We start from the raw sequence: 559 nt of genomic DNA on the forward strand, positions 1-559 counted from the left end.
GCATTTATTAAAGAAACATTACAAATAATACAAAAACTTTAAGAATGTCTCGAAATGGTATATTATTCCTCTTTTTTAGCAAAGATAATAATGATGGGAGGAATATAAATGAATATTCAACGTGCAAAAGAGCTTTCTGTGTCATCAGAACAAGCAAATGTCAGTTTTCAAGGCATGCCTGTTACCATTCAACACGTCGACGAAAGCAACGAAACCGCCCGCATATATGAAGTGAAAAATCCAGGACGCGAATTAACGGTTCCAGTTAATAGCTTAGAGGAAATATAAAAAATGCCACTTCGATTTTGAAGTGGCATTTTTCTTACTTTTATAAATTCTCTATACCCCTTGTTTTACAACAACTAAAAAAATAAGAACCTTCTACTTCTTTTCTTTTTTTAACCTGCTACAATACAAACTATAAATGAATTATTCGCACTATATATTAAGGGGGAAAGATAATGAAATCTGCTTTAGAAAAAAACAAGCATTATTATGCAGTTATATTCACTTCTAATTTATCAAATGATACGACAGATTATAGTGCCGCCTCTGACAA

The 559-nt window shown here is 31.7% G+C and carries 1 protein-coding gene and 1 pseudogene; both read left to right on the plus strand.

Going from position 1 to position 559, the window contains the following annotated elements:
- Positions 1-108 precede the first annotated feature (108 nt).
- On the plus strand, positions 109-288 hold the full coding sequence (locus KI369_RS20535; RefSeq protein ID WP_071723071.1) for an H-type small acid-soluble spore protein: 180 nt from the start codon (positions 109-111) through the stop codon (positions 286-288).
- 173 nt (positions 289-461) lie between these two features.
- Positions 462-559, plus strand: a pseudogene (locus KI369_RS20540) (antibiotic biosynthesis monooxygenase); the annotation flags it as partial.

The organism is Bacillus sanguinis (assembly GCF_018332475.1).
GTDB lineage: Bacteria > Bacillota > Bacilli > Bacillales > Bacillaceae_G > Bacillus_A > Bacillus_A sanguinis.